The following is a 21548-nucleotide window of genomic DNA, read 5'->3' as shown; positions in this document are numbered from 1 at the left end:
CGCGGCTCCATGGAGAGTGCGGATCAGCTGGCGTTCGAGGCCAGCGCGATATCCGGTGCGGGGTTCACGGGGGGAAGGACGGTCGTGTCGACGGCAGCCGCGAGCCGATCGGCCTGATCGAGCTGCAGGGCGAGCACCGAGCGCAGCCGCCCGGCCACGTCCTCGAAGGCCAGCCGGCATTCCTGCAGGGCGTGCCGCAGGTCGACGCCGGCCTGCGCGTCCTGCGCGGTGGACTGCGTCATCACGGCGTGCATCCCGGCGGTCGTCTCGGCGACGCGCTCGACGGTCCGCGTCTGATCGCGCAGCGATTGCAGCAGGGCCTGGGACGTGCTGACTTCCTGCGCGCGCAGCCGGGCCAACTGCTCATTCATCTGCGACCAGGCGTCCAGCCACAGCTGCGGATGGCGCAGGCCGGCCAGGGCGGCGACCTGCTCGTCGAGCTTGCGGGTCAGCGACAGCAGGGCCGACACGAAGCGTTCGGACGCCAGGTCCCGGTCGTCCCGAGGGTCCCCAGGGTCCCGATCATCCGAACGGCGGACGCGGGTCGGCGTGGCCAGGGCGATGCCGTTGAAGGCATCGAACATCGCGTCATGAACCGTGGCGTTGACACGCAGCCGGACGTTGTTCACCGCCACCAGCGTGAGGCCGAGGATGAGCGAGCCCAGCAGGCCGTACAGGGATGCGATGAACGCGGTGCCCATGCTCTTCATGGGGGCCTGGAGCTTGAGCAGCATGCCGCCGAAGAGGGTGGCGGGGTCGCCGCCGGACGCGGCGCTCATGCCGGAGAAGAGTGCCGCCAGGTCCTGCAGCGCGCCCAGCAGGCCGATGAAGGTGCCGACCAGTCCCAGGCCCACCAGCGCTCCCGCGATGAAGCCCGGCAGGGACAGCCGCTCCGCATAGGCGAGTTCGGCGGCCTGGAGCCGGCGCTCCAGTTCCTGCCGGTTCACTTCCTTGGGGTGAAGCGCGTGCTCCGCCACGAGCGCATACGCATCGCGGTACGGCGACCGGAGGGCCGTGAAGCCCAGGCGCGACGCGAACTGCTCCGGCGCCGCACCCCGCCATGCGAGGGCCGTCTGCGCTTCCCGGGTCAACTGGTGCAGGACCAGCCAGGCGAGCGCGACGGCGGCCGTCAAGGCCCCCAGGATGATGTAGACCAGGGCCGGGTGGGGCGTGTTCCGGATCGAGCGGAGGATGTCGTCGCCGAACCACAGTGCGCCGCCGCCGGCCACGAGGGTGAATGGCCATGCCGCGCGAAGCCAGTCGCCGGCGGTCATCAGTTTGAATCGAGTATTCATGGCTGTTGCCTGTTCAGGAATTTCTGGAAGGGATATGGAATAGGGATACCTGTGGTCGCGGGGTATGTGATCCGGTTTTCTGGGGCTCGTGGGGTTATCGGTGCCGGGCCGGTGTTTTGCGCTGGCGGTTTCAAGCGGCTCCCCTCGTGACGAGGAGGCCCAAGCGGCTCGAATGCACAAGAAAATTCCCGATGGACATTCCGAAGACGAATTGTTCAGCTCGAAATTCGTATTTGAATGACACGAGTTGGCGCCAAAACTCGGGAGTGCGCAGCTATGGGCTGGTCAACCAGCAATATTGGGTGGGGAGTGGCCGCTCACGATTTGTCGGATGACAACCCGGCGGCTGCGGCGGACGCGGGGGCGTATTTGGCGGCCGCCTGATTTTTGCGGTCGCGGATCACCTAAGATTCCCGCGTTTCTTCATCCGAACGAAGGGTGCTGCGATGCCGGTGATCCTGGTGGCCAATCCCAAGGGTGGGGTGGGTAAGAGCACGCTCGCGAGCAATATCGCGGGGTATCTGGCCCATCGTGGCCGTGCGGTGATGCTGGGCGACATCGACCGTCAGCAGTCCTCCGCGCGCTGGCTGGCGCAGCGTCCCGCCCAGGTGCCGGCGGTCCGGGGCTGGGAGCTCGCCTCGACCGAGCAGCTGCGGGCTCCGAAAGGTGTCTCGCACGCGGTGCTCGACACCCCCGCCGGCCTGCACGGCAAGAAGCTGGCGCAGGCGCTCAAGGTGGCGGACCGCGTCGTCGTGCCGCTGCAGCCCAGCCTCTTTGACATCCAGGCGACATACGACTTCGTGCGCGAACTGCAAGATGCGTCCCAGGATCGCGGCAAGCCCGGCGACAAGTCCAACGGCGGGCCCGACATCGGCCTGGTGGCGATGCGGGTGCGCGAGGGGACGCTGTCGCAGCAGCAGCTGCACCAGTTCATCGAGCAGCTCGGGCTGCCGCTGCTGGCCGAGCTGCGCGACACCCAGAACTACGTGCAACTGGCCGCTCGCGGCCTGACGCTCTGGGACATCGCCCCCGGCCGGGTGGCCCGCGATCTGGAACAGTGGCAACGACTCTGCGCCTGGCTGGAGCGGCCGGTGAAGGAAGGCAAGGCCTGACCCCTTGCCTGCCATTCCCGGGACCTGCCGGCGCTGAAGTGTTCAGAACGACAGGAGACCGGGATGCGGATGTTCGAGAAGCTGGAAGACCTGGCGTCCCTGGTGGGGCAGGAGATCGGCGTGTCCGACTGGATCGCGGCGGACCAGCCGCGGATCCAGGCCTTCGCCGACGCGACCGAGGACCAGCAGTGGATCCACACCGACCCGGCGCGCGCCGCGGAAGGGCCTTTCGGTACCACCATCGCGCATGGCTTCCTGACGCTCAGCCTGCTGCCGCGTTTCTACGAGACCGCCTTCCGCGTCAGGGAGGTCCGCATGGGCATCAACTACGGGCTGGATCGCGTGCGTTTCCCGGCACCGGTGCCGGTCGGCAGCCGGCTGCGGGGGCGCTTCGTGCTCAAGCGCCTGGAGCCGGTCGACGGTGGGGTGCAGATGATGGTCGAGGTGACCGTCGAGCGCGAGGCCGGCGGGAAGCCGGTCTGCATCGCGGAATCGCTGACGCGCCAGTACCGCTGATCTGCTCCCCCACGGGTCGCCACCGACTCACCGAAGACGCCCGGATGGTCGGGCGATTATCGCCCGTCGGTGGCATTTCCATCATTTCGGACGCTGGATTTTTCCGCCGTCACACTCGACGGACGGCCCTCACACGTCGATACATCGATGTGCGAATACAAGAAAATTGGTTTGCCAATAGAACTTTCTACTGTGTCAGATGCCACCGTAAGGGGGAGTGCCTGCCTGGAAGCGCCCGCCTATGATCGCGCCCTGATTCGAAAGTTACTCGGTGCGGCCGGTGGGGAGTCTCCCCTCGTCGAAGTCCGACCATCCAAGGAGAGACACCCGTGAGGGTTTTGCTGATCGACGACCACCCGCTGATCCTGGCCGCGCTCCAGACCGTGATTCAAGGTCTGGGAGAAGATGTGCAGGTGCTGGGCGCCGACAGTGCGGCTCAGGCGCGCGACACGCTGAAGTCGCGCCAGGACTTCGACCTGGTGCTGCTCGATCTGAACCTGGGCGATGCCAGCGGATTCGACGTGCTGGAAGAGTTCCGCGCGCAATACCCGTCGCTGCCGGTGGTGGTGATCTCCGCCTCCGACCGCGCCAGCGACGTGATCCGCGCGATCGACCAGGGCGCGATGGGGTTCATCCCCAAACGCACCAGCAACGACGTGCTGGCGCAGGCGCTGAAGCTGGTGATGTCGGGCGGGATCTACGTGCCGCCGATGTCGCTGGGCTCGGACGTGGCGCCGGAACCGGAGCCCGTCGCCATCGCCGACGCCACGTCGGGGAACGCCAAGCTGCATCAGGTCCAGGCACTGGCCAGCCAGGCCGGCTACCAGACCACGGCCGGGCTGGAGAGCCTGCAGCTGACGCCGCGCCAGACCGATGTGCTGGCGCTGCTGCTGCAAGGCAAGCCGAACAAGATCATCGCGCGCGAACTGGGCGTGTCGGTCGAGACCATCAAGGACCACGTCGCCGCGGTGTTGAAGGCGCTGGGGGTCAGCTCGCGCACGCAGGCCGTGCTGGCCGTGGGGCAGATGGTCCAGCGGCAGCCGAATGCCGCGTTCACCACCTTCCGCTGAGACCCGGTCAGACGTCCCCGCGACGCTCGCCGAAAGAACAACGCCGGGCTTGACCCGGCGTTTTCCATGGCTGACGGCCATCGCTGGCGACGGTCGCCGGCAGTCAGCTGGGTGAGTAGGCCAGCCGCACGTAGATCGGCGCGAAGGCTTCCGCCTGCGTGATCTCCACGAGGCGCTCGCGCGCCAACTCAAGCATCGCGATGAAGGACACGACGAGCACCTGCGGGCCCTTGTCCAGGTCGAACAGGTCCTCGAACTCCACGAAGCGCTCGCCCTGCAGCCGGCGCAGCAGGTGCGACATGTACTCGCGCACCGACAGCTGTTCGCGCGAGATCTTGTGGTGCTGGTTGAGCTTGGCGCGACGCATCAGGTCCGCCCAGGCCGCGCGCAGGTCGTCGACGTGCACGTCCGGCAGCCGGGGCGCGAGCGACTGCTCGATGTGGATCTGCGCCCGCAGGAAGTCGCGGCCCAGCACCGGCATCTGATCCAGCCGCAGCGCCGCCTGCTTCATCTGCTCGTACTCGAGCAGCCGGCGGACCAGTTCCGCGCGCGGATCCTCGACCTCGCCGCCGTCCTCGGACTTCTTGGGCGGCAGCAGCATCCGCGACTTGATCTCGATCAGCATCGCGGCCATCAGCAGGTACTCGCTGGCCAGCTCGAGGTTGTGCTTGCGCAGTTGCTCGACGTAGCTCAGGTACTGCCGCGTGACCTCGGCCAGCGGAATGTCGAGGATGTTGAAGTTCTGCTTGCGGATCAGGTACAGCAGCAGGTCCAGCGGCCCCTGGAACGCCTCCAGGAAGACCTCCAGCGCATCCGGCGGGATGTAGAGGTCCTGCGGCATGGCGAACAGCGGTTCGCCGTACAGCCGCGCGACGGCGACATGGTCGACCGTTTCAGGCGTGGAAGCGTCGCCGCCCTGATCCGCCGGAGGATCCGGCAGCGTCAGGGCGGTGTCACGGTGGTCGTCTGCGTTGCTCACGCGGGGAACGACGGCAGGCGGACGGGCGGGAGGCCGCGGTCCCGCTTATTCGGACTTGGTCTGGTAGACGTAGGGCTGCTGCGACACGCGCGCGTCGTTGTAGCCGGCTTGCGCCTGGCGGTCCTGCTCGCGGTCCCACAGCAGGGCGCGGCCGGCGCGCTGTTCGGCTTCCAGCGTCGGCTTCTGGGCCTTCAGTCCGTTGATGAACTGGGTGACTTCGGATTCGTACTTCTTCCAGAACAGCGGCATGGCGAATTCTCGTGTGTGAACAGTGAATCTTAAGGTATTGACCAGGCAGAGTCCGAGGCGCCGGCTCCGCCGGGCCTTCGGGCTCGCCCCCTTGAGGGGGCCGGCGTCAGCCGGCAGGGGGTGGGCTTATCGCACGCGCATGCCCGGCTGCGCGCCCGGGAAGGGTTCCAGCACGAAGATGCCGGGATTGGCTTTTTCATCCGCGTGGCTGGCGGCCAGCACCATGCCTTCGGACACGCCGAACTTCATCTTGCGCGGCGCCAGGTTGGCGACCATCACGGTCAGCTTGCCCTCGAGCTGCTCCGGCTGATACGCGCTGCGGATGCCGCTGAACACGTTGCGCAGGCGGCCCTCGCCGACGTCCAGCGTCAGGCGCAGCAGCTTGTCCGAACCGTCGACCAGCTCGGCCTTCACGATCCTGGCGATGCGCAAGTCGACCTTGGCGAAGTCGTCGATCTTGATCTCCGGCGCGAGGTCCTCGCCGCCGGGCACGACCTTGGGCGGCGCGGGCGGCTCGAACAGCGCTTCCAGCAGCTTCGGGTCGACGCGCTGCATCAGATGCTCATAGCCGCCGATCTGGTGCGCGCCCAGCGCGCGATCGGCGTCGACGAAGGCCATCGGCGCGACCTGCAGGAAGGCCTCGACCTTGGCCACCAGCGCCGGCAGCACCGGCTTCAGGTAGATCGACAGCAGGCGGAAGGCCTCGATGCAGACGGTGCAGACGTCCTGCAGGACCTGGTCCTTGCCTTCGAGCTTGGCGAGGTCCCAGGGCTTGTTCTGGTCCACGTACTCGTTGACGCGGTCGGCCAGCAGCATGATCTCGCGCAGCGCCTTGCCGAACTCGCGGGTCTCGTACAGCTCGACGATCGTCGCCTTGTGCGCGCGCAGGCCGTCCAGCAGCGCGCGGCCCTCGACGCCGACATCCGCCGACAGATGGCCGCCGAAACGCTTGGACAGGAAACCCGCCGCGCGGCTGGCGATGTTGATGTACTTGCCGACCAGGTCCGAGTTGACGCGGGCGACGAAGTCCTCGGGGTTGAAGTCGACGTCCTCGACCCGGCTGTTGAGCTTGGCGGCCAGGTAGTAGCGCAGCCACTCCGGGTTCATGCCCAGCGACAGGTACTTCAGCGGATCCAGGCCGGTGCCCCGGCTCTTGGACATCTTCTCGCCGCCGTTGACGGTCAGGAAGCCGTGCACGAACACGTGGTTCGGCGTCTTGCGGCCGCTGAAGTGCAGCATCGCCGGCCAGAACAGCGTGTGGAAATAGGTGATGTCCTTGCCGATGAAGTGGATCTGCTCGGTGGACCCGTCCTGGATGAAGGCGTCGAAGTCGCGGCCGATCTTGCCGAAGTAGTTCTTCAGCGAGGCCAGGTAGCCGATCGGCGCGTCCAGCCAGACGTAGAAGTACTTGCCCGGCGCATCCGGGATCTCGATGCCGAAGTAGGGCGCGTCGCGGCTGATGTCCCAGTCACCCAGGCCGCCCTTGCCGTCCTCGTCCTTGGCGAACCATTCCTTGATCTTGTTGAGCACCTCCGGCTGCAGCCGGCCGGGCGCCTGCGTCCACTGCTCGAGGAAGTCGACGCAGCGCGGATCGGACAGCTTGAAGAAGTAGTGCTCCGAGCTCTTCATCACCGGCGTCGCGCCGGTCAGCACCGAGAACGGGTTCTTCAGCTCCGTCGGCGTGTAGACCGCGCCGCAGACCTCGCACGAGTCACCGTACTGGTCCTTCGCGCCGCACTTCGGGCACTCGCCCTTGATGAAGCGGTCGGGCAGGAACATCGACTTCTGCGGGTCGAAGAACTGCTCGATCGTCTTGACGGCGATCAGCTCGTTGGCGCGCAGCGACTTGTAGATCTCCTTGGACAGCTCGTGGTTCTCCGCGCCGTCGGTGGAGTGCCAGTTGTCGAAGCTGATGTGGAAGCCGTCCAGGTATTGCTTGCGCCCCGACGCGATGTCGGCGACGAACTGCTGCGGGCTTTTGCCGGCCTTCTCGGCCGCGATCATGATCGGCGCGCCATGCGCGTCGTCGGCGCAGACGAAGTGCACCTCGCTGCCCTGCATCCGCTGGAAGCGCACCCAGATGTCGGCCTGGGTGTACTCCATGATGTGGCCAATGTGGAAATTCGCATTGGCGTACGGGAGGGCGGTGGTGACGAAGATCTTGCGTGTCATGGCGCGATGGGGCTGCTCTGGGGGCTGCGGTTCTCCTCCCCACGCCCGGACCCTGGATGGGCCGTGCGGTCGCGCGAGGGGGAACCGAGCATTTTAGGCGCCGGATGGCGGAGAGGGGCGCGCCGCGTAGCGCTGGGCGAGCCACGAGCACAGGATCAGCTGCAGCTGGTGATAGAACATGATCGGCAGGACGATCACGCCGACCGCCGGATGCGCGCCGAACAGCAGCTTGGCCATCGGCACGCCCGAGGCCAGCGTCTTCTTCGAGCCGCAGAACACCGCGGCGATCTCGTCCTCGACCGACAGGCCCATCGCGCGGGCCGCGAGGCGGCTCAGCACGATGACGACGGCCAGGAACAGCGCCGCGCCGAGGGCGGCCTTGACCAGCAGTTCCGCGCCGTGGTCGCGCCACAGGCCCGAGGCCACCGAGTCGCTGAACGCCGACAGCACCAGCAGGATGATCACCCAGCGGTCGATCAGCGTGATCCGCGACTTGTGGCGCGTGTAGAAGCCCAGCAGCAGCGGGCGCAGCAACTGGCCGGCGACCAGCGGCAGCAGCAGCAGCTGGGTCAGTTTCCAGACCGCCTCGCCGAAGGGCAGCGTCGCGCCGCTGGTGCCGGCCATCAGCGCCACCAGCAGCGGCGTCAGCACGATGCCGAGCAGGCTGGAGACGCTGGCGTTGAATATCGCGGCCGGCACGTTGCCCCTGGCCAGCACCGTCATCGCGACGGACGACGAGATCGTCGACGGCAGCGCGCAGAGGTAGGCGAAGCCCAGGGCCAGGTCTTGCGGCAGCCAGCGGCCGAAGAGGGCGCTGAATCCCCACCACAGCAGCGGGAAGAGGGCATAGGTGCTGAGCTGCACCAGCACGTGGACCTTCCACTTGAGGGCGCCGTCGCGCAGCGCCGCGGCGGACAGGCCCAGCCCGGTCAGGAAGAACACCAGCGCCACGCCCCAGTTGCTGACCACCTCCAGCCGCAGCCATCCGCCGCTGCGGCCCAGCTCCGGCCAGAAGCTGGCCAGCGCCACCGCGCCGACGAGCGCCAGCAGAAACCATTCCTTGCGGAGCCAGGACCGGATGCCCATCGCGAACCTTTCGCCAGCGCGCGGCCGGCACGTCACCACCATCGGGGGAACAGGAAACCTGCCGCAAGCCAGGGGTGGCCCAAGCAGGCACAAAGGCTGGGACTCTATCGGGACCGTGACTTGCCCACCTGTCATTGGCCTTGCCGCCCGCCGATTTGACCGCTTGCTGAAACGCTGGTCGCCCTGGATGTCGGATTCGTGACGCGGCCTGGTGCATTCGTGACGGCATTCGCCCAGCCGGGCGAGCCTCTGACCGGCAGATCTGACCGGATTTGTAACGGTCCGGGGGCCTGTCGCAGTGCCCGGACACCCCTCGGCACCCCGTCGAAGGGGTGTCCGACCTCGTCCTGCGGTTCAAGCAAGTGCGCTAAATGCTTGATTTCAAAGACCGCAGAAAGCTATCCACCGAGACTGTGGATAACTGTGTGGGAAACCCGCCGGGGACTGCTCTAAACCCTTGATCGACGGACTCCCGAGGTTCCGTGCCTCATTTCCGGGCAAGCGAAATCGCGCTATATGAATCAATGACTTGGCGGCGTCGCGGGAAAACGAGCAGCTGCGACGCAGCAGCGGGCTCCACCGGACCGGTGGAGCGGCTCAATGGGGATAAGTCAAGCCCCGCATCCTCGATTTTTGGGTTGACATCCCTCCGATGACGCCGAAAGAGGCGACCGGCAGGACAGGCGGTCCTTCCTCCGAACGGGCGATCTGTCCCCCGCCCCTGTGGACAAGCATGTGTGTCACCTGACGATGACGCTTGCAAGTGCTTGTCACGACCGGTATTCCGGTGGTTTGCCTGAAAATGAGGCAGTCCGTGGCCGGTTCGTGACAACGCGCGGACGGGACATGACAAGCCGGCGACGGGGCGCTGATGGGTTTCAGCACCGCGCGGGCGGGCAGGCCCCTAAAGGGCGGGCCTCGGCGCACCGCTAAAATCCGCGACTTTGCAAACGCATTCCTCATTTCTTTCATGACGCAGGCAGTGGCGGGCAATTCATCGGGGCGGTCGGCCGCCGGCAAGTCCCCGGAACTTTTTGAACTGAAGAGCGCCTCGCTGAGCCTGCTCGCCCTCGTCCTGAAGACGGCCGATGCGGCCGCACTCGACGCGGAACTCCAGGCCAAGCTGGGCGAGACGCCCGACGCGTTCCACCACGACCCGCTGCTGCTCGACCTGAGCCAGCTGCCGGCGGTGACGGACGCCGCCGAGGCGACGGCGCAGCGCGCGGAGCCGGCGATCGACGGCCAGGGGCAGCTGAGCCTGGAGGCCGAGACGCCGGCCGACACGGCCAACGCGGCCAACGCGGCCAGCGAGGGCGCCGAACCCGTCGCCCGCGTGGACATCGCCGCGCTGCTGCCGCTGCTGCGCCGTCATCGCCTGCAGCCGGTCGGCGTGGTCGGCGCGAACGCCGCGGAACTGGCGCAGGCGGCCCGACTGGGCCTGGCCGAGGCGCCCGACCTGCCGGTGCGCGCCGAGCGCGAATCCCGTGAGCCTCGTGTCGAAAAGGTCGTCCAGCAGGTGATCAAGGAAGTCGTCGTCGAGCGTCCGGTGGAAGTGCCGGTGCCGACCGAAACCAAGACCGTCTACGTCGACAAGCCGCTGCGCTCCGGCCAGCAGGTCTACGCCAAGGGCGCCGACCTGGTCGTGCTGGCGGCGGTGAACCACGGCGCCGAGGTGATCGCCGACGGCAGCATCCACGTCTACGCGCCGCTGCGCGGCAAGGCGATCGCGGGGGCGCGCGGCAACACCGACGCGCGGATCTTCGCGCAGCAGCTCGAGGCCGAGCTGATCGCCATCGCCGGCATCTACCGCACCAGCGAGAACCCGCTGCCGGACAACGTCCGCGGCAAGGCCGCGCAGGTCCGCCTGGACGGCGAGAAGCTGCTGATGGAGCCGCTGGGCGCCTGAGCCCGCGGACCATCCCCCACCAGACACTCTGAAAAAAAGGACCTCGACCCATGACCAAGATCGTTGTGGTGACTTCCGGCAAGGGCGGCGTCGGCAAGACCACCACCAGTGCCAGCTTTGCCACCGGCCTCGCGATGCGCGGCTACAAGACCGCGGTGATCGACTTCGACGTCGGCCTGCGCAACCTCGACCTGATCATGGGCTGCGAGCGCCGCGTCGTGTACGACCTGATCAACGTCATCAACGACGAGATCAAGCTCAGCCAGGCGCTGATCAAGGACAAGCAGCTGGACAAGCTCTTCATCCTGGCCGCCTCGCAGACGCGCGACAAGGACGCGCTCAAGCAGGAAGGCGTCGAGCGCGTGCTGGAGGAGCTCAAGGCGATGGAGTTCGACTTCATCGTCTGCGACTCGCCCGCCGGCATCGAGACCGGCGCGCTGATGGCCATGCACTACGCCGACGAGGCGCTGGTCGTGACCAATCCCGAGGTCTCCTCGGTGCGCGACAGCGACCGCATCCTGGGCATGCTCAACAGCAAGACCAAACGCGCGATCGAAGGCAAGGAGCCCGTCAAGGAGCACCTGCTGATCACGCGCTACAACCCCAACCGGGTCGAAGGCGGGCAGATGCTCTCGCTCGAGGACATCCACGAGATCCTGCGCACGCCGCTGATCGGCGTGATCCCGGAAAGCGAAGTGGTGCTGCAGGCCTCCAACCAGGGTCTGCCGGCGATCCACATGAAGGGAACGGATGTTGCCGAGGCTTACGCCGATGTCATCGCCCGCTTCCTGGGCGAGGACAAGCCGATGCGTTTCGTCGAGGCCGTGAAGCCGGGCTTCTTCAAGCGTCTGTTCAGTCGCTGACACCCAAGGGAGAGACCATGGGATTCATGTCCTTCTTCCTGGGCGAGAAGAAAAGCACTGCCAGCGTCGCCAAGGAGCGCCTGCAGCTGATCCTCGCCCATGAACGCAACGGTCGCGGCGCAAGCCCCGACTATCTGCCGCAACTGCAGCGCGAGCTGCTCGCGGTCATCTCGAAGTACGTCTCCATCAACCCGGACGACATCAAGGTCCACATGGAACGCCAGGACGACCTCGAAGTCCTCGAAGTCAAGATCGAGCTGCCGGAAGGCCGCAGGCTCTGACCCTCACAGCCTGAAGACAGCGACCGCCTGATTCAACTGGGCGGCCTGCTGCTTCAGGCTCTCGGCCGCGGCGGCCGATTCCTCGACGAGCGCGGCGTTCTGCTGCGTGACCTGATCCAGCTGCGTGATGGCGTCGCCGACCTGGTCGATGCCCTGGCTCTGCTCGGCGCTCGCGTTGCTGATCTCCGCGATCAGGACCGAGACCTGCTGCACCTGGTCGACGATCTGGCTCATCGTCTCGCCCGCCGAACCCGCGATGCGGGTGCCGGCCTCGACCTTGGTGCCGCTGTCGCTGATCAATGTCTTGATCTCCTTGGCGGCCGCTGCGCTGCGCTGCGCCAGCGCACGCACCTCGCTGGCCACGACCGCGAAGCCGCGTCCCTGCTCGCCGGCGCGCGCCGCTTCGACGGCCGCGTTCAGGGCGAGGATGTTGGTCTGGAAGGCGATGCCGTCGATGGTGCCGATGATGTCGGTGATGCGACGCGAGCTCTCGTCGATCTGACGCATCACCGCCACCACCTGCTGCACCGCCTGGCCGCCTTCGGCCGCGACGGTCGACGCGCTCTGCGCCAGCTGCGTCGCCGTGCGCGCGGTCTCGGCGTTCTGCTTGACCGTCGCGGTGAGCTCTTCCATCGACGCCGCCGTCTCCTCAAGGTTGGAGGCCTGCTCCTCGGTCCGCTGCGACAGGTCGGCGTTGCCGCTGGCGATCTCGCCGGTGCCTGTCGCGATCGAGTCGCTGCTCATCCGCACCTGACCGACGATGCGGGTGAGGCTCTCGTTCATCCGTTGCAGCGCGCTCAGCAGCTGTCCCGTCTCGTCGCGGCTGTCGACGCGGATCTCCGAGCGCAGATCACCGGCCGCCACGGCCTCGGCGACCTTCACCGCCTGCGCCATCGGCGTCACGATCGCGCGGCTCAGCAGCCACGCGGTGAACAGCCCCGCCGCCGCGATCACGACGGCGCCCAATCCCGCCTGCCAGCGCAGCGCCGTGCGCGCGTCGGCCGCGGCCTGCCGCGCCTCCTCCTCGTGTGCTTCCTGCATCGCGATGAACTGTCCGATCGCGTCGAGGTAGACCTTCACCGACGGCACGTACTCGTTCTGCACGATGCGGCTGGTGGCGCTCCAGTCGCCGGAGGCGCCGGCCTCGCGTGCCTTCCTGCTGGCCGCCAGCAGCGTCTGCCCCAGTCCGACGATCTCCTTGAGCTTGGCCTGGTCCTCCGGCCGCTTGGCCTCGGCGGAGATCTGCTCGCGCAGCTTGGCCACCTCCGGCGCGTCGTTGGCGATGTTGGCCTTGAAGAGCTCGCCCACCGCCGGGTCCGAGCTGATCGCGCTGGCCATGCTGCGCGCCACCGCCGTCTGCGTCATGCCGTGCCACTGGACGGACTTGCGGATGATGTCCTGCGCGTCGTGGATCGCCGCGGTGGACTCGCTGGTGATGCGATCGCTGCGCCAGAGCGTGAACATGCCCACCACGAGCATCGCCACGATCAGGAGCACGATCGCGCCGTTGAGCTTGCTGGTCAGGGGAAGGTCGTTGAGCCGCATCGTTGTCTCCTGGAGGTTCTGGTTTTTCGATGAGAGGACCTGGACGCACCGATTCTGAGCATCGCTTCGTGACGCTGCCAAGAGTGATTGCGCCCGTCGCGGTCCCGTGTAATCCCCTATGCCGGAATCGCCGCCGCGTCACTAGGGTGACGCGAGGCGCCCGGGGCGGTCGATAGACTGACTCGAACAGCCGAAATCAAGGCGCCCGAGCGCTCCCGGATCGCGTCCCGCGCGGCCCGGCAGCCGAGAGGCCCGGCCACAATATCCAGGAGACGACATGGCACTGATGGGCCAGATGATGTCGATGCCCTTGCTGATCTCATCGTTGATCCAGCATGCGGCGCGCCATGCCGGGGATACCGAGATCGTCAGCAAGCGGGTCGAGGGCGACCTGCATCGCACCACCTGGGGCGCGGTGGAGTTCCGTGCCCGGCAGCTCGCGCAGGCGTTCGCGCGGCTCGGGCTCCAGCCCGGCGATCGCGTCGGCACGCTGGCCTGGAACGGACACCGCCACCTCGAGATCTACTACGGCACGTCCGGCTCCGGACTCGTGTGCCACACGATCAACCCGCGCCTGTTCCCCGAGCAGATCGCCTGGATCTCCGGCGACGCCGACGACCGCGCGCTGTGCTTCGACCTGAGCTTCCTTCCGCTGGTCGAGAAGATCGCACCGCAGCTCGGCCAGGTGCGCCACTTCATCCTGATGAGCGACCGCGCCCACATGCCGGCCGAGTCCTCGATCCCGAACCTGCGCTGCTACGAGGAACTCGTCGACGCCGAGCACGGGCACTACGTCTGGCCCGAGTTCGACGAGAACACCGCCTCCAGCATCTGCTACACGAGCGGCACGACCGGCCATCCCAAGGGCGCCGTCTACAGCCACCGCAGCTCGGTCCTGCATGCCTACGGCGCGGCGTTGCCGGATGCGATGGCCGCTTCGCGGCGCGACGTGATCCTGCCGGTGGTGCCGATGTTCCACGTCAACGCGTGGGGGCTGCCCTACAGCACCGCGCTGGTCGGCTGCAAGCTGGTGCTGCCCGGGCCGCACCTGGACGGCAAGTCGCTCTACGAGCTCTTCGAGACCGAGAAGGTCACCTTCAGCGCCGGCGTGCCCACCGTGTGGCTGGGGCTGCTGAACTACGTCGGCGCCAACGGCCTGAAGTTCTCGACCTTCAAGCGCACGGTGATCGGCGGCTCCGCCTGCCCGCCGGCGATGCTGCGCACGCTGATGGACGACTACGGCGTCGACGTGATCCACGCCTGGGGCATGACCGAGATGTCGCCGCTGGGCACGCTGTCGCGGCTCAGCAGCCGCCAACTGGAACTGCCCCAGGAACAGCAGCGTCACCTGCTCGAGAAGCAGGGCAAGGCGATCTACGGCGTGGACATGGCCGTGGTCGACGACGGCGGCCAGGCGCTGCCGTGGGACGGCAAGAGCTCGGGCAACCTGGTCGTGCGCGGTCCCTGGGTGATCGACAGCTACTTCGGTCATGAGGGCTCGCCGCTGATCCGCGTCACCGGCGAGGACGGCCGCGACGCCGGCCTGTGGTTCCCCACCGGCGACGTCGCCGCGATCGACCCGGACGGCTTCATGCAGATCACCGACCGCAGCAAGGACGTGATCAAGTCCGGCGGCGAATGGATCAGCTCGATCGACGTCGAGAACATCGCGATGGCGCATCCCGCCGTGCACGAGGCCGCCGTCATCGCCGTCGCGCATCCGAAGTGGGACGAGCGGCCGCTGCTTGTCGTCGTGCGCAAGCCCACCGAGGCGGGCGCGGCGCTCACGCGCGAGGACGTGATCGGCTTCTACGAGGGCAAGATCGCCAAGTGGCAGGTGCCCGACGACGTCGTCTTCGTCGACGAGATCCCGCACACCGCCACCGGCAAGATGCTCAAGCTCAAGCTGCGCGAGCAGTTCAAGGGCCACAAGCTGCCGGGCTGCTGAGCCCCCGCCTTCCCGCGACCCCGCGCGTCATCGGGATCCCTGCGATTTCCTTGCTGTTCAGTCCTACATCAACAACATCTCCGGAGACAGACATGAACCAGACCCGCAAGCTTTCGACCTTCGTCACGCCGCGCCGCACGGTGCTCGTCGCGGTTGCCATGAGCGCGCTGTGCGCCGCCACCGGCGCCTACGCGCAGAAGGGCGAGACGGTGAAGATCGCCTGGATCGATCCGCTGTCGGGCCTGATGGCGCCGGTGGGGCAGAACCAGGTGAAGTCCTTCCAGTTCTTCGCCGAGAAGTTCAACGCCACCAATCCGGCCGGCGTGAAGTTCGAGATCATCCCGATCGACAACAAGCTCAGCCCTGCCGAGTCGCTCAACGCGCTGAAGTCCGCGATCGACCAGGGCGTGCGCTACGTGACGCAGGGCAACGGCTCGGGCGCGGCGCTGGCGATCATCGACGCCGTCAACAAGCACAACGAGCGCAATCCCGGCAAGGAGGTCGTGTACCTCAACCACTCGGCCGTGGATCCAGACCTGACCAACAGCAAGTGCAGCTACTGGCACTTCCGCTTCGACGCCGACACGTCGATGAAGATGGAAGCGATCACGACCTTCCTGAAGGACCAGCCCGACGTCAAGAAGGTCTACCTGCTCAACCAGAACTACGCGCACGGCCACCAGGTCGCGAAGTACGCGAAGGAGGGGCTGGCCAAGAAGCGGCCGGATGTCCAGATCGTCGGCGAGGACCTGCACCCGCTGGCCCAGGTGCGCGACTTCGCGCCCTACGTCGCCAAGATCAAGGCCAGCGGCGCGGACACGGTCATCACCGGCAACTGGGGCTCGGACCTGGCGCTGCTGGTGAAGGCCGCTTCCGAGGCCGGCTACAACGGCAAGTTCTACACCTACTACGCCGGCGTCACCGGCACGCCGACGGCCATCGGCGCCGCGGGCGCGGGGCGCGTCTACCAGGCGGCCTACAACTACAACAACATGGGCGGCCAGATGGACGCCTGGGCCAACGAGTTCAAGGCCAAGTTCAACGACGACTTCTACACCGGCAGCGTCATCCACATCTACTCGGCGCTGGGCGCGGCGATGGCCAAGGCCAAGAGCACCGATCCGGTGAAGGTGGCCGCCGCCCTCGAAGGCCTGAAGTTCAAGTCCTTCAACGGCGACGTCGAGATCCGCAAGGGCGACCACCAGCTGCAGCAGCCGATCTACATCTCGCGCTGGGAGAAGGTCGACGCCAAGCGCCCGTACAACGTCGAGAACACGGGCTTCAACTTCGCCGTCGTGAAGACCTACGACGCGTATGTGTCGAGCACGCCGACCAGCTGCCAGATGAAGCGCCCGGGTTGACGCGTCTCCCTGCCGCGCGAGCCGATCTCTGGCCCGCAGTGCTCGCCGTACAGGAGTACGGCTCCGCGCTTCGGCCCGACCTCGGCCCGCTCGCGACGGGATCAACGCCAACCCGGCTCGTTGAATGAGGATGATGTCTTGGAACAGATACTTATCAACCTGCTGAACGGCTTGTCCTCCGGACTGCTGCTGTTCATGCTGAGCTCCGGCCTCACGCTGATCTTCAGCATGATGGGCGTGCTGAACTTCGCGCATGCCAGCTTCTACATGCTGGGCGCGTACGTCGCGTACTCCATCGCCGGGTGGATCGGGTTCTGGCCCGCGTTGTTCCTCGCGCCGCTGGTGGTGGGCGGCCTCGGGGCCGTGTTCGAGCGGGGCGCGCTGCGGCGCGTCCACAAGTTCGGCCACGTCCCGGAGCTGCTGATCACCTTCGGCCTGTCGTATGTCGTGCTGGAGCTGGTCCAGCTGGTGTGGGGCCGCACGGCGGTGCCGTTCCCGCCGCCGCCGTCGCTGCAGGGCGCGGCCTTCACGCTGGTCCACGCGCCGGGCCAGGCGCTGCAGCTGGCCTGGGGCGACGCGCCGGCCGCGGTCTGCGCCGCGGCCAGCTGCTCCAAGTTCCCGCTGACGCGCGCCTTCATGATGCTGGTCGCGCTGTTCATGCTGCTGTCGCTGTGGCTGCTGCTGACGCGCACCCGCATCGGCCTCGTCATCCAGGCCGCGCTGACGCATCCGGAGATGGTCGAGTCGCTCGGTCACAACGTGCCGCGCGTGTTCATGCTGGTGTTCGGCAGCGGCTGCGCGCTCGCGGCGCTGGCCGGCGTCATCGGCGGCGTCACCTTCGTCACCGAGCCGTCGATGGCGGTGCTCGTCGGCTCCATCATCTTCGTGGTGGTCGTCGTCGGCGGCATCGGCTCGCTGGCCGGGGCCTTCGTCGCCTCCATCGTCATCGGGCTGCTGCAGACCCTGCCGCTGACCATCGACGCGTCGCTGGCCCAGGTCTTCAAGCTCGGCCCGGACACCTTCGGCTACCCGCTGCTCAAGCTCTCGCTGGCGCAGGTCGCGCCCATCCTTCCCTACCTGCTGATGGTGCTCATCCTGATCTTCCGGCCCAAGGGCCTGCTCGGCACGCGGGAGGGCTGATCGATGTCCGTCGTCATGCCTTCCTCCTCCGCGCCCGCCGCTCCGCCCACGGCATCGTCGCCGGGCCCGTCCTCCGCGACCCCGTCCGGCGGCGCGCATCGCGTCCATGCCCGCGCGAAACGCGGCGAGACCTACCACTTCAAACCGCACAACGTCGGCCGCTGGCTGATCTGGGGCTTCTACGCGCTGGCGCTGTTCGTGGCGCCGCTGATGTGGACCAGCGGCCTGGCGCAGACGATGCTGTCGCAGATGGGCATCGCCGTCATCGCGTGCCTGTCCTACAACCTGCTGCTCGGGCAGGGCGGCATGCTGAGCTTCGGCCACGCCGTCTATACCGGGCTGGGCGCCTACCTGGCGATCCACACGCTCAACGTCGTCGGCGCCGGTCAGCTGGCCTTGCCGGTCGGGCTGGTCCCGATCGTCGGCGGCTTCGCGGGCCTGTTCTTCGCGGCGCTGTTCGGCTACGTGTCGACGAAGAAGTCGGGCACGCCCTTCGCGATGATCACGCTGGGCGTGGGCGAGCTGATCTGGTCGATGTCGCTGATGCTGCCGGAGTTCTTCGGCGGCGAGGGCGGCGTCTCCTCCAACCGCGTCGTCGGCAAGGCCGTGTGGGGCATCACCTTCGGTCCCCAGATCCAGGTGTACTACCTGATCGCGATCTACGCCTTCGTCTGCACGGCGCTGCTGTTCGCGTTCACGCGCACGCCGTTGGGCCGCATGCTCAACGCGGTGCGCGACAACCCCGAGCGCGTCGAGTTCATCGGCTACGACACGCAGTGGGTGCGCTTCCTGGCGTTCCTGATCGCGGGTTTCTTCGCCGGCGTGTCCGGCGGGCTGTCGGCGCTGAACACCGAGATCGTCAACGCCGAGGTCGTCGGCGCCGCGCGGTCGGGCGCCTACCTGCTGTTCACCTTCCTCGGCGGCGCGACCTTCTTCTTCGGGCCCATCATCGGCGCCGTGCTGATGGTCGTGGCGACCGTGCTGCTGTCGGAGCTGACCAAGGCCTGGCTGCTCTACCTCGGCCTCGTGTTCCTGTTCATGGTGATGTATGCGCCGGGCGGCATCGCCTCGCTGATCATGATGAACCTGCGGCTGGCGGCCTTCGGCAAGCTGCGCGCGCTGTGGCCGTCCTACCTGGGCCTGGCCGGCGCGGCGCTGACGATGCTGGTGGGCGGCTCGGCGATGGTGGAAATGCTCTACCACCTGCAGCTCAACGAGGCGCTCGGCCCGCAGATGAGCTACCTGGGCGTGGCGTTGAATGCCAAGAGCGTCGAATCCTGGTTCGGCGCGGGCTTCGTGCTGCTGACCGGCCTGGGCCTGTTCGAACTCGTGCGCCGGGAGTTCCGCGCCGAGTGGGACCGGGCGCAGGAAGAGATCGAGAAAGAGATCAAGCGGAGGGAGAGCCTGTGAGCGAGACCATGACTGCTTCGGCTCCCTATGCGCTGGAACTGAAATCCGTCCGCAAGAGCTTCGGCAAGAGCGAGATCATCCGCGGCGCGGAGCTGGCGGTGAAGCCGGGCGAACGCGTCGCGATCATCGGCCCGAACGGCGCCGGCAAGTCCACGCTGTTCAACCTGGTCAGCGGCCGTTTCGCGCCCACCAGCGGCGAGATCCGGCTCTTCGGCGAGCGCATCGACCAGCTGGCGCCGTACCAGATCAACCGCCGCGGGCTGTCGCGCAGCTTCCAGGTCTCCAACCTGTTCACGCGGCTGTCGGTGTTCGAGAACATCCGCTGCGCTCTGCTCTGGTCGATGGGCCACAAGTACGCGTTCTGGAAGTTCCTCGCCGGCATGGACGACGTCAACGACCGCGTCGAGGAGCTGCTGGAGATGCTTCACCTCGACAAGAAGCGCGACGTCCCGGCGGTGAACCTGACCTACGCCGAGGCGCGCGTGCTGGAGATCGGCATCACGATCGCCGGCGGCGCGCAGGTGATCCTGCTGGACGAGCCGACGGCGGGCATGAGCAAGAGCGAGACGAAGCGCTTCATCCAGCTGATCCGCCAGGTCACCGAAGGCCGCACGCTGCTCACGGTGGAGCACGACATGGGCGTGGTCTTCGGCCTGGCCGACAAGATCGCGGTGCTGGTCTACGGCGAGGTGATCGCCTTCGACACGCCCGATGCGGTGCGCGCCAATGCGCGCGTGCAGGAGGCGTATCTCGGATCGGTGCTGGCCGAATCGCAGACCGCGGGAGCACCGGCATGAGCGTCGCGATGAACGACACCAACATCGGCGCGATGCGCGCCGCATCGACGGGTGCCGCGGCGGTCGCGGGCTCGCGCGCGCTGCAGCTCGACAACGTCCACGCCTTCTACGGCAAGAGCCATGTGCTGCACGGTGTGACGATGGAGGTCCGGCCCGGCGAGATCGTCAGCCTGCTGGGCCGCAACGGCTCGGGCCGCTCGACGACGGTGAAGACGATCATGGGCCAGGTGGACGGCACCGGCTCGATCGCGTGGGGCGGTGAAGCGCTGCTGGGCCGCAAGGCCTACGAGATCGCGCACCGCGGCATCGGCTACGTGCCGGAGAACCGCGACATCTTTCCCAAGCTCACCGTGCACCAGAACCTGCTGCTAGGCGAGAAAGGTAGCGGGGGTGGCCGTCGAGGCGCCGCCAAGCCGCGCTGGAGCTTCGACGACATGTACGCGATGTTCCCGCGCCTGAAGGAGCGTCAGCACACCGAGGCCGGCGTGCTGTCCGGCGGCGAGCAGCAGATGCTGACGCTGTGCCGCACGCTGATGGGCGATCCCGACCTGATCATGATCGACGAGCCGACCGAAGGCCTGGCGCCGAAGATCGTCGAGCTGGTCGCGGAGTACCTCAAGGAACTGAAGCGGCGCGGCGTGTCGGTGCTGCTGGTCGAGCAGAAGCTGGCGATCGCGCTGGAGATCTCCGAGCGCTGCTACGTGATGGGCCACGGCCGCATCGTGTTCGAAGGCACGCCCGCGGACCTGCGCGCGAACGCCTACGTGCGCAAGGAGTGGCTGGAGGTCTGAAGCCGCGCGCGATGGCCGTTCATCGGTATCGCTGCAGCACGTTCAGCGCGGGTCCGTAGTCCCAGCCCTTGGGAATGCCCGGCAGTTCGAGGCCGCGCGGGAGCATCACGCATCGCAGGCGAGGCATCGCCCGCATCTGGCCGAACAGGCGCGCCACATCCAGGCGTGAGGGGTCGGCGCTCCAGAGCGAGAGCATCGACAGCGTCGAGAGGTTGCATCCCTCGACCAGGGTCCCGTCCGGCGCCCGGCAGTCCAGGTGCTCGATCCCCAGCCGTTCGGCGCTCTCCTTGAACTGGGCCGGATCCGGCATGCGATACAGGTGCATGCTCCTCAGCATCAGCGCCGCCCCGGCGCGATAGCAGACGGTGCCGATGAGGCCGGGCGGCGGCAGTTCGGCGCATTCGAGCACCGAGAAGGGCAGGACGGTCGGGAACCCGGCCCCGCCGTGCTTCTCCATCCGGTCCGCCGCGTCGAGGATGGCGTCCACCGTCGCCGCGCGACAGAGCGCGCGGTCCGATGTGGGCGCGGCGTGGATCCACTGCGCAAAGCGCGCCCGCTGTGCCAGCAGCGCCCGGTCGTCCCCCGGCTTCTGCGTGTATGTGCCGATCCGCAGATCCTTCGTGAGATGCCAGGTCGTCGCCAGGATCTCGAGATCGCCGCGGGTCAGCGCGCACCCGGCGGGGCCATCGAGCTTGTCGCCGAGCTCGCGCAGCTTGTGGATGCCGGGCAAGGGGCGGTAGAGACATTCCGGCAGCGACGCCAGCGCCGCACGAACGGCGGCCGCCTGGGCCGCGTTCAACAGCAGCGCGCCGTGGCGGCCCGACGTGCTGGCGCGCAGACAGTCCTCGGCGTTCTTCACGATGTCTTCGACGGTCTCCCACCCCGCGCGTTCTTCCGGAGACGGCGTCCACCTGCCGTCCAGGGCCAAGCGATCCATCAGCAGCGTCTGGCGGTCGTCGAGCCGCCACGCGTCGGGGGTGCAAGGCACGCCGGCGCGCCTCTCTGGCATGCCGTCGGTCCCGGCGGG

19 protein-coding genes are annotated in these 21548 nt (G+C 67.4%); 12 read left to right on the top strand and 7 right to left on the bottom strand.

The window, feature by feature from the left end; all coding sequences use genetic code 11:
• Positions 1 to 23: 23 nt before the first annotated feature.
• Entirely contained in the window at positions 24 to 1295 is a 1272-nt protein-coding gene (locus ACQ4L4_RS14430; protein ID WP_431104836.1) for a hypothetical protein, read from the bottom strand.
• 446 nt (positions 1296 to 1741) lie between these two features.
• On the opposite strand from ACQ4L4_RS14430, the gene ACQ4L4_RS14425 reads away from it, so the two are divergent.
• The 3 genes from ACQ4L4_RS14425 (at position 1742) to ACQ4L4_RS14415 (ending at position 3993) form a co-directional block, all read left to right on the top strand.
• Positions 1742 to 2407: a ParA family protein gene (locus ACQ4L4_RS14425; RefSeq protein ID WP_431104835.1), complete on the top strand. Its 666-nt coding sequence runs from the start codon at positions 1742 to 1744 to the stop codon at positions 2405 to 2407.
• Positions 2408 to 2470: 63 nt separating this feature from the next.
• Positions 2471 to 2923: a MaoC family dehydratase gene (locus tag ACQ4L4_RS14420; RefSeq protein ID WP_431104834.1), complete on the top strand. Its 453-nt coding sequence runs from the start codon at positions 2471 to 2473 to the stop codon at positions 2921 to 2923.
• Positions 2924 to 3252: 329 nt separating this feature from the next.
• A complete protein-coding gene (locus ACQ4L4_RS14415; RefSeq protein WP_377161445.1) occupies positions 3253 to 3993 on the top strand; it encodes a response regulator in 741 nt (246 codons plus the stop codon).
• 103 nt (positions 3994 to 4096) lie between these two features.
• Here the strand turns inward: ACQ4L4_RS14415 and ACQ4L4_RS14410 are convergent, their stop codons facing one another.
• From ACQ4L4_RS14410 to ACQ4L4_RS14395, 4 genes are all read right to left on the bottom strand, one after another.
• The gene (locus ACQ4L4_RS14410; RefSeq protein ID WP_431104833.1) at positions 4097 to 4972 is read right to left on the bottom strand and encodes a segregation and condensation protein A; all 876 of its coding nucleotides are present in this window, start codon (positions 4970 to 4972) and stop codon (positions 4097 to 4099) included.
• A gap of 45 nt (positions 4973 to 5017) precedes the next feature.
• Entirely contained in the window at positions 5018 to 5221 is a 204-nt protein-coding gene (locus tag ACQ4L4_RS14405; protein ID WP_377161449.1) for a DUF3460 family protein, read from the bottom strand.
• A gap of 126 nt (positions 5222 to 5347) precedes the next feature.
• Positions 5348 to 7393 carry a methionine--tRNA ligase gene (gene metG / locus ACQ4L4_RS14400; RefSeq protein WP_431104832.1) on the bottom strand — a complete coding sequence of 682 codons (2046 nt, stop codon included), beginning with the start codon at positions 7391 to 7393 and terminating at the stop codon, positions 5348 to 5350.
• A 93-nt stretch (positions 7394 to 7486) separates the two neighbouring features.
• Positions 7487 to 8479, bottom strand: coding sequence for a bile acid:sodium symporter family protein (locus ACQ4L4_RS14395; RefSeq protein ID WP_431104831.1), 993 nt, complete (start codon positions 8477 to 8479; stop codon positions 7487 to 7489).
• A gap of 970 nt (positions 8480 to 9449) precedes the next feature.
• Between ACQ4L4_RS14395 and minC the strand changes: the two genes are divergently transcribed.
• From minC to minE, 3 genes are read left to right on the top strand one after another with little or no spacing between them, the layout of a single operon-like run.
• The gene (gene minC, locus ACQ4L4_RS14390; RefSeq protein WP_431104830.1) at positions 9450 to 10385 is read left to right on the top strand and encodes a septum site-determining protein MinC; all 936 of its coding nucleotides are present in this window, start codon (positions 9450 to 9452) and stop codon (positions 10383 to 10385) included.
• A gap of 50 nt (positions 10386 to 10435) precedes the next feature.
• On the top strand, positions 10436 to 11248 hold the full coding sequence (minD, locus tag ACQ4L4_RS14385) for a septum site-determining protein MinD (protein WP_297526444.1): 813 nt from the start codon (positions 10436 to 10438) through the stop codon (positions 11246 to 11248).
• Between the two features lie 17 nt (positions 11249 to 11265).
• A complete protein-coding gene (gene minE, locus ACQ4L4_RS14380; RefSeq protein ID WP_067275972.1) occupies positions 11266 to 11529 on the top strand; it encodes a cell division topological specificity factor MinE in 264 nt (87 codons plus the stop codon).
• Positions 11530 to 11532: 3 nt separating this feature from the next.
• Here minE and ACQ4L4_RS14375 read toward each other — a convergent pair whose 3' ends face one another.
• Complete coding sequence (locus tag ACQ4L4_RS14375) at positions 11533 to 13074, bottom strand: methyl-accepting chemotaxis protein (protein WP_431104829.1); 1542 nt, start codon at positions 13072 to 13074, stop codon at positions 11533 to 11535.
• A gap of 277 nt (positions 13075 to 13351) precedes the next feature.
• Between ACQ4L4_RS14375 and ACQ4L4_RS14370 the strand changes: the two genes are divergently transcribed.
• From ACQ4L4_RS14370 to ACQ4L4_RS14345, 6 genes are all read left to right on the top strand, one after another.
• Positions 13352 to 15022 carry a 3-(methylthio)propionyl-CoA ligase gene (locus ACQ4L4_RS14370; protein ID WP_431104827.1) on the top strand — a complete coding sequence of 557 codons (1671 nt, stop codon included), beginning with the start codon at positions 13352 to 13354 and terminating at the stop codon, positions 15020 to 15022.
• A gap of 158 nt (positions 15023 to 15180) precedes the next feature.
• A complete protein-coding gene (locus tag ACQ4L4_RS14365) occupies positions 15181 to 16383 on the top strand; it encodes a branched-chain amino acid ABC transporter substrate-binding protein (protein ID WP_431104942.1) in 1203 nt (400 codons plus the stop codon).
• A 195-nt stretch (positions 16384 to 16578) separates the two neighbouring features.
• Positions 16579 to 17523, top strand: coding sequence for a branched-chain amino acid ABC transporter permease (locus ACQ4L4_RS14360; protein WP_377161795.1), 945 nt, complete (start codon positions 16579 to 16581; stop codon positions 17521 to 17523).
• 15 nt (positions 17524 to 17538) lie between these two features.
• Positions 17539 to 18933 carry a branched-chain amino acid ABC transporter permease gene (locus ACQ4L4_RS14355; protein ID WP_431104826.1) on the top strand — a complete coding sequence of 465 codons (1395 nt, stop codon included), beginning with the start codon at positions 17539 to 17541 and terminating at the stop codon, positions 18931 to 18933.
• Positions 18934 to 18941: 8 nt separating this feature from the next.
• Positions 18942 to 19730, top strand: a complete 789-nt coding sequence (locus tag ACQ4L4_RS14350) for an ABC transporter ATP-binding protein (RefSeq protein WP_431104825.1) — start codon at positions 18942 to 18944, stop codon at positions 19728 to 19730.
• Positions 19731 to 19762: 32 nt separating this feature from the next.
• Positions 19763 to 20521: an ABC transporter ATP-binding protein gene (locus ACQ4L4_RS14345; RefSeq protein ID WP_431104941.1), complete on the top strand. Its 759-nt coding sequence runs from the start codon at positions 19763 to 19765 to the stop codon at positions 20519 to 20521.
• 19 nt (positions 20522 to 20540) lie between these two features.
• Here the strand turns inward: ACQ4L4_RS14345 and ACQ4L4_RS14340 are convergent, their stop codons facing one another.
• Positions 20541 to 21530: a hypothetical protein gene (locus ACQ4L4_RS14340; protein ID WP_431104824.1), complete on the bottom strand. Its 990-nt coding sequence runs from the start codon at positions 21528 to 21530 to the stop codon at positions 20541 to 20543.
• Positions 21531 to 21548: the final 18 nt, after the last annotated feature.

This window comes from Roseateles noduli, from assembly GCF_050626985.1.
GTDB lineage: Bacteria > Pseudomonadota > Gammaproteobacteria > Burkholderiales > Burkholderiaceae_C > Roseateles > Roseateles noduli_A.
Note: the sequence above shows the minus strand (reverse complement) of the source record. Positions and strands in the feature narration are given on the sequence as shown.

What these genes read in the sequence shown, in the direction of transcription:
- ACQ4L4_RS14430 (WP_431104836.1), bottom strand. Translation starts at nt 1,295, where the DNA reads ATGAATACTCGATTCAAACTGATGACCGCCGGCGACTGGCTTCGCGCG.
- ACQ4L4_RS14425 (WP_431104835.1), top strand. Translation starts at nt 1,742, where the DNA reads ATGCCGGTGATCCTGGTGGCCAATCCCAAGGGTGGGGTGGGTAAGAGC.
- ACQ4L4_RS14420 (WP_431104834.1), top strand. Translation starts at nt 2,471, where the DNA reads ATGCGGATGTTCGAGAAGCTGGAAGACCTGGCGTCCCTGGTGGGGCAG.
- ACQ4L4_RS14405 (WP_377161449.1), bottom strand. Translation starts at nt 5,221, where the DNA reads ATGCCGCTGTTCTGGAAGAAGTACGAATCCGAAGTCACCCAGTTCATC.
- metG (WP_431104832.1), bottom strand. Translation starts at nt 7,393, where the DNA reads ATGACACGCAAGATCTTCGTCACCACCGCCCTCCCGTACGCCAATGCG.
- ACQ4L4_RS14395 (WP_431104831.1), bottom strand. Translation starts at nt 8,479, where the DNA reads ATGGGCATCCGGTCCTGGCTCCGCAAGGAATGGTTTCTGCTGGCGCTC.
- minC (WP_431104830.1), top strand. Translation starts at nt 9,450, where the DNA reads ATGACGCAGGCAGTGGCGGGCAATTCATCGGGGCGGTCGGCCGCCGGC.
- minD (WP_297526444.1), top strand. Translation starts at nt 10,436, where the DNA reads ATGACCAAGATCGTTGTGGTGACTTCCGGCAAGGGCGGCGTCGGCAAG.
- minE (WP_067275972.1), top strand. Translation starts at nt 11,266, where the DNA reads ATGGGATTCATGTCCTTCTTCCTGGGCGAGAAGAAAAGCACTGCCAGC.
- ACQ4L4_RS14375 (WP_431104829.1), bottom strand. Translation starts at nt 13,074, where the DNA reads ATGCGGCTCAACGACCTTCCCCTGACCAGCAAGCTCAACGGCGCGATC.
- ACQ4L4_RS14370 (WP_431104827.1), top strand. Translation starts at nt 13,352, where the DNA reads ATGGCACTGATGGGCCAGATGATGTCGATGCCCTTGCTGATCTCATCG.
- ACQ4L4_RS14365 (WP_431104942.1), top strand. Translation starts at nt 15,181, where the DNA reads ATGAGCGCGCTGTGCGCCGCCACCGGCGCCTACGCGCAGAAGGGCGAG.
- ACQ4L4_RS14360 (WP_377161795.1), top strand. Translation starts at nt 16,579, where the DNA reads ATGCTGAGCTCCGGCCTCACGCTGATCTTCAGCATGATGGGCGTGCTG.
- ACQ4L4_RS14355 (WP_431104826.1), top strand. Translation starts at nt 17,539, where the DNA reads ATGCCTTCCTCCTCCGCGCCCGCCGCTCCGCCCACGGCATCGTCGCCG.
- ACQ4L4_RS14350 (WP_431104825.1), top strand. Translation starts at nt 18,942, where the DNA reads ATGACTGCTTCGGCTCCCTATGCGCTGGAACTGAAATCCGTCCGCAAG.
- ACQ4L4_RS14345 (WP_431104941.1), top strand. Translation starts at nt 19,763, where the DNA reads ATGCGCGCCGCATCGACGGGTGCCGCGGCGGTCGCGGGCTCGCGCGCG.
- ACQ4L4_RS14340 (WP_431104824.1), bottom strand. Translation starts at nt 21,530, where the DNA reads ATGCCAGAGAGGCGCGCCGGCGTGCCTTGCACCCCCGACGCGTGGCGG.